This window comes from Salinivibrio sp. PR919 (genome assembly GCF_001995355.1).
In the GTDB taxonomy this organism is placed as follows: Bacteria; Pseudomonadota; Gammaproteobacteria; order Enterobacterales; family Vibrionaceae; genus Salinivibrio; species Salinivibrio proteolyticus.
In genome coordinates this window covers 1-5,003 of record NZ_MUFL01000133.1, presented here as the reverse complement: position 1 = coordinate 5,003, position 5,003 = coordinate 1, and the positions used below count along the sequence as shown (strand labels likewise).

3 protein-coding genes, 1 tRNA gene, 1 rRNA gene and 1 pseudogene are annotated in these 5,003 nt (G+C 49.7%); 2 read left to right on the top strand and 4 right to left on the bottom strand.

Annotation, left to right across the window (positions count from 1 at the left end; all coding sequences use genetic code 11):
- The 4 genes from BZG83_RS15850 to BZG83_RS15835 form a co-directional block, all read right to left on the bottom strand.
- Nucleotides 1-1,011, bottom strand: a 16S ribosomal RNA gene (locus tag BZG83_RS15850); the annotation flags it as partial.
- A gap of 247 nt (nt 1,012-1,258) precedes the next feature.
- The gene (locus BZG83_RS15845) at nt 1,259-1,471 is read right to left on the bottom strand and encodes a hypothetical protein (RefSeq protein ID WP_069589232.1); all 213 of its coding nucleotides are present in this window, start codon (nt 1,469-1,471) and stop codon (nt 1,259-1,261) included.
- 75 nt (nt 1,472-1,546) lie between these two features.
- Nucleotides 1,547-3,094 carry an aminotransferase-like domain-containing protein gene (locus tag BZG83_RS15840; RefSeq protein ID WP_198536737.1) on the bottom strand — a complete coding sequence of 516 codons (1,548 nt, stop codon included), beginning with the start codon at nt 3,092-3,094 and terminating at the stop codon, nt 1,547-1,549.
- Nucleotides 3,095-3,155: 61 nt separating this feature from the next.
- Nucleotides 3,156-3,242, bottom strand: a tRNA-Leu gene (locus BZG83_RS15835).
- Between the two features lie 216 nt (nt 3,243-3,458).
- Here BZG83_RS15835 and BZG83_RS15825 point away from each other — a divergent pair.
- On the top strand, nt 3,459-3,959 hold the full coding sequence (locus BZG83_RS15825; protein ID WP_077481986.1) for an RDD family protein: 501 nt from the start codon (nt 3,459-3,461) through the stop codon (nt 3,957-3,959).
- Between the two features lie 519 nt (nt 3,960-4,478).
- Nucleotides 4,479-5,003, top strand: a pseudogene (locus BZG83_RS15820) (hypothetical protein); the annotation flags it as partial.

Genomic DNA, 5,003 nt, shown 5'->3' with positions numbered 1-5,003 from the left:
TCTGGATGTCAAGAGTAGGTAAGGTTCTTCGCGTTGCATCGAATTAAACCACATGCTCCACCGCTTGTGCGGGCCCCCGTCAATTCATTTGAGTTTTAACCTTGCGGCCGTACTCCCCAGGCGGTCTACTTAATGCGTTAGCTCCGAAAGCCAAAGTCTTAAACCTCAGCCTCCAAGTAGACATCGTTTACGGCGTGGACTACCAGGGTATCTAATCCTGTTTGCTACCCACGCTTTCGCATCTGAGCGTCAGTCTTTGTCCAGGGGGCCGCCTTCGCCACTGGTATTCCTTCAGATCTCTACGCATTTCACCGCTACACCTGAAATTCTACCCCCCTCTACAAGACTCTAGCCTGCCAGTTTCAAATGCGGTTCCGAGGTTGAGCCCCGGGCTTTCACATCTGACTTAACAAACCGCCTGCATGCGCTTTACGCCCAGTAATTCCGATTAACGCTCGCACCCTCCGTATTACCGCGGCTGCTGGCACGGAGTTAGCCGGTGCTTCTTCTGCAGCTAACGTCAAGCAATGCACGTATTAAGTACACTACCTTCCTCACTGCTGAAAGTGCTTTACAACCCGAAGGCCTTCTTCACACACGCGGCATGGCTGCATCAGGGTCTCCCCCATTGTGCAATATTCCCCACTGCTGCCTCCCGTAGGAGTCTGGGCCGTGTCTCAGTCCCAGTGTGGCTGATCATCCTCTCAAACCAGCTAAGGATCGTCGCCTTGGTAAGCCGTTACCTTACCAACTAGCTAATCCTAACTGGGCCCATCCCAACGCGATAGCTTACATGTAGAGGCCACCTTTGGTCCGTAGACATTATGCGGTATTAGCCGTCGTTTCCAACGGTTATCCCCCTCGTYAGGGCAGGTTCCCAGCCGTTACTCACCCGTCCGCCGCTCGACGTCCAGTAAATCCACCGAAGCTTCAATACTGCCGTTTCCGCTCGACTTGCATGTGTTAGGCCTGCCGCCAACTATAAAAGTTGTCGTTTGGTCACTCAGTTCATCGAATAAATCTTTTTGTCTATTCTCAACGAGTGCCCACACAGATTGCATAGGTCAAATTGTTAAAGAGCGTGTCGATTTAGTGGTCGGCATTTCGTGACTTGCGTCTCATTGCCCCGTCGACAGGAAGCGCAGTATAGAGATTTCAGTTTTTCCCGCAACCCCTAAATATAAAAAAAATGCGCCTTGCGGTTTGTTTGTCTATAAAACAAACAAAAACCGTCAAGACGCCAAAGATTACCGTTCAATTAATGCTGATTCTGGCGCTCTTCTGCCCGCTCTTTCGCGCGGCAATGTCGAATAGACGCCCACGCCATAAAGAAAAGTACAAAAGGGATGGCGCCAGCGGTCCATTCAGCCCACGTGTAGTAAGCCAATGTTTCAATAATGATGACATGGCCCAGAATCAGTAGGGCCGCGCAGATAATCGCAACGACCATCATGCTTAGCTCTGATTTCATCCTTTTCTCTCCCTAAAGTGTGTGCCCAGTTAGTGTATGCCTAGGGCCAGTGACGGGATTAGTACAAAGCCACCGCTATTTAGCTGTAACAGTATCGGCTATTGATAAAGATGAGAGCACAGTCGCAATCTGTGTAAGGCCGCTGTCAACGCTCGCTGGCGTATCAGCATCAACAGTCTCAGGCTCACTGATAGAGAAGTTTAAGCGGAAGCAGTCGTTAAACCGATCATCAGTGGCAAACAAAGCGCCCGGTGCGAGTGTAATGCCATAGGGCAAGAGTTCTCGAAATAGCTGGCGAGTGTCCATGCCATTATTCAGTGCGACCCATAAGAAGTAGCCACCTTGAGGGTCGGTGACCGATGCACTCATCGGCAAAATACGGCGCAGGCTGTCACGTACGGCGTGTTTGCGCTGTAACAAGGCAGTGCGCAAACGGCGCAGGTGTGCGTCATACCCACCCTGCTGCAAATAATGCGCGATAGCGAGCTGGTTAGGGGCACCCACAGATAAACTGGACACATACTGTCGCTTTTCAATTTGTGTGGCATAACATCCTGCCGCCACCCAACCGACCCTGAAACCAGGCGCTAACTGTTTCGAAAACGACCCACAATGCAAAACTAGCCCTTGGCTGTCATAACACTTCAGTGGCATGGGGCGTGATTCAGAGAAAAAGAGCTCACCATAGACATCGTCTTCTATTAAAGGGACTTGGTGACGCGCGAGCAGTGATACCAGTGCTGGTCTATCTTTTTCAGGAATCGATGCCCCCGTTGGGTTATGAAAGTTACTCATCAGCCAGCAAGCAGCGACGTGGTGAGTACTCAACGCAGCTTCAAGCGCGTTTATATTCACTCCCGTTTCAGGATCGACCGGCACGGGCACGGGCTCCAGTTGCAACCGCTCAAGGGTTTGCAGCACCCCATAAAAGGCTGGCGCTTCGATGATCACTTTATCCCCGGGCTGAGTCAGGGCCGCCAGTGATAGGCTTAACGCTTCGATGGCACCATTGGTGATGATGATCTCATCCATCGCCACCTTTATTCCTTGCCGCAGGTAGCGCTGCGCAATCATGCGACGCAAACCTTCATCACCGGGAGGAAGCATGGTGAGATAATCTGGATGCGATGATTGACGAAGGACTCGTGCCATCGCCCGTCCTAACGCTTGCATGGGAAATAAAGTGGGATCAGGGAACGCCGAGCCGAACGGAAAGCACGAGCCTGACTTGCTCGCGCTAATCACATCAAAGACATCTTGATGCGCCTGCAGCCAATGAGAGTCTGCTTGAGGACGCGCCAAAGAGTCGGAAGACAATTGATTGTAATGCGGACGCACAAAGTATCCAGCTCTGGGGCGAGCCTCAACCCAGCCATCCGCTTCTAACTGCTCATAAGCGCGCATGACAGTCATTGGGCTAACATGTTGGAGGCGGCTCATCTCACGAACGGAAGGGATCCGCTCACCGGCTTGCCACACCCTTTGATCGATTTGCGTTTTTACCCAAACGGCGATGTCTTGATAGCGAACCTGCACCATACCACTCCCTGTGACAACCACGGCTCGATAATACCTTGCCGTGTTCGCTTTGCCTTGCGCGATACCCGAGGATTGTGAAGTCATCACGATTCAGTCGGCATAAACGAAAAAAGCCCCTGTCTTTCGACAGGGGCTTTTTGGGATTTGGTGCCGAGAGAGGGACTTGAACCCTCACACCCGTTAAGGCGGCGGATTTTGAATCCGCTGCGTCTACCAATTCCGCCATCTCGGCAAGTGCTGGCAATTATACGTACCGCCCTTTCGAGTGCAAGCATTAAAAAACAAAAAATGTTTGTTCGCGCTATTTTTAACCAATTCGCGGTTAAATACATCAAAGGCGGTGTAATCATGAGCAAACGACATCGCAAAACCGCCCTATCAGCTTACTCACCTAAACAGTGAATGTGCTAGGCTAGCGGCGACTTTGATACTTGGATGTAGCTAAACCATGCAGACTTCTTCTATTGCATGCCCAACCGCCGGTTTTTTTCGCCGTCTTGCTGTTTGGGTTTATGATCTTTTGATTGTTGCCGCATTACTTATGCTTGCAGGCGGCGCGGTGATGGCAGCATTGGCTATCGCACAAGCGCTCGGGATGTCGATGGCACCTTATCAAGATGCCAGTGATTTTCTCACCCATCACCCTATCGCACAGCCTCTTTACACCGCCTATCTCGCCTGTGTGATTTGCGGATTCTACGGCTACTTCTGGTGTAAAGCCGGTCAGACGCTGGGGATGCGGGCCTGGCGCCTGCGCATTCAAAATGCTGACGGTAGTAATATTCGCCCCACACAAGCACTGATTCGTCTTGCGACAGCCTGCTTTGGGCTCGGTAACCTTATCGTGATTTTCGATAAGAACAACCGCGCGTTTCAAGATCACTTCGCAGAATGCGACATGATCGTATTACCGAAGCCCGCCAAAACCCCGAAAAGAAAGAAACAATAGCTATCATTGGGAAGGCTGCAGTGCCTTCCTCTTTTCTTCAACAATTCTATCGCAACCTCTAAATTTGATATAAAACAAAAAAACAGCGAGTTTTTAACCCTGCGACATTTTTAGTTAATCTGCTTTTTATTCACCACACTTATAGAGTAGGCATGACTAATTACGCAGTCTATTCACATAGAAAAGTCATGGTGTCTTGGTGGTTAGCGGTTAAAGAAAATTTAAAACAATAAAAACCCACTTCACCATCATACTAAGAACATTCTGAGTGATATATCTAAGCACGCAAACTAAACAGCCATTCACTTTTAATCTGCTCATCAATTAMGCGACAGCATACAGTCCCTTTCTTTTGTGAGATATCACTAAGAACTATTCACGGATGCACTTTTACAATAAAGAAAAAGCCACTGACATCGGCAGAAAAGAACAACGAAAATAACGTGAAACTTAAAAGAGTTACCTCAACACGTGTAGTGCCCTATTTTATTGCACTCAGAAGAGGTATGAGGAGATAGTATGAGTACCCAAAGTGTTCCTGAAAAAAAAGGTTGGTTCGCCAATCTCAAATTCCCATCCGCCTATACCATATTGTTCATTCTGATTGCCTTGGTCGCCGCGCTGAGTTGGATAGTCCCTGCTGGTCAGTACGAACGAGAATATAACGCTGAACTCGGCCGAGATGTGCCTGTATCAGGCACCTACCACCAAGTTGAAAGTAACCCTCAAGGCGTAGTCGACGTGCTGCTGGCCCCCATTGACGGTTTTTATAACCACGAAACCTATGAAGCGGCCGCCATTGATGTCTCACTTTTCATCCTCATTATTGGTGGCTTTTTAGGTCTGGTGACCAAAACCGGTGCCATTGATGCAGGGATTGAGCGGGTGACCAAACGCTTAGAAGGACGCGAAGAGTGGATGATCCCTATCCTAATGGGCCTCTTTGTGACCAAAACCGGTGCCATTGATGCAGGGATTGAGCGGGTGACCAAACGCTTAGAAGGACGCGAAGAGTGGATGATCCCTATCCTAATGGGCCTCTTT

What these genes read in the sequence shown, in the direction of transcription:
- BZG83_RS15825 (WP_077481986.1), top strand. Translation starts at nt 3,459, where the DNA reads ATGCAGACTTCTTCTATTGCATGCCCAACCGCCGGTTTTTTTCGCCGT.
- BZG83_RS15845 (WP_069589232.1), bottom strand. Translation starts at nt 1,471, where the DNA reads ATGAAATCAGAGCTAAGCATGATGGTCGTTGCGATTATCTGCGCGGCC.
- BZG83_RS15840 (WP_198536737.1), bottom strand. Translation starts at nt 3,094, where the DNA reads ATGACTTCACAATCCTCGGGTATCGCGCAAGGCAAAGCGAACACGGCA.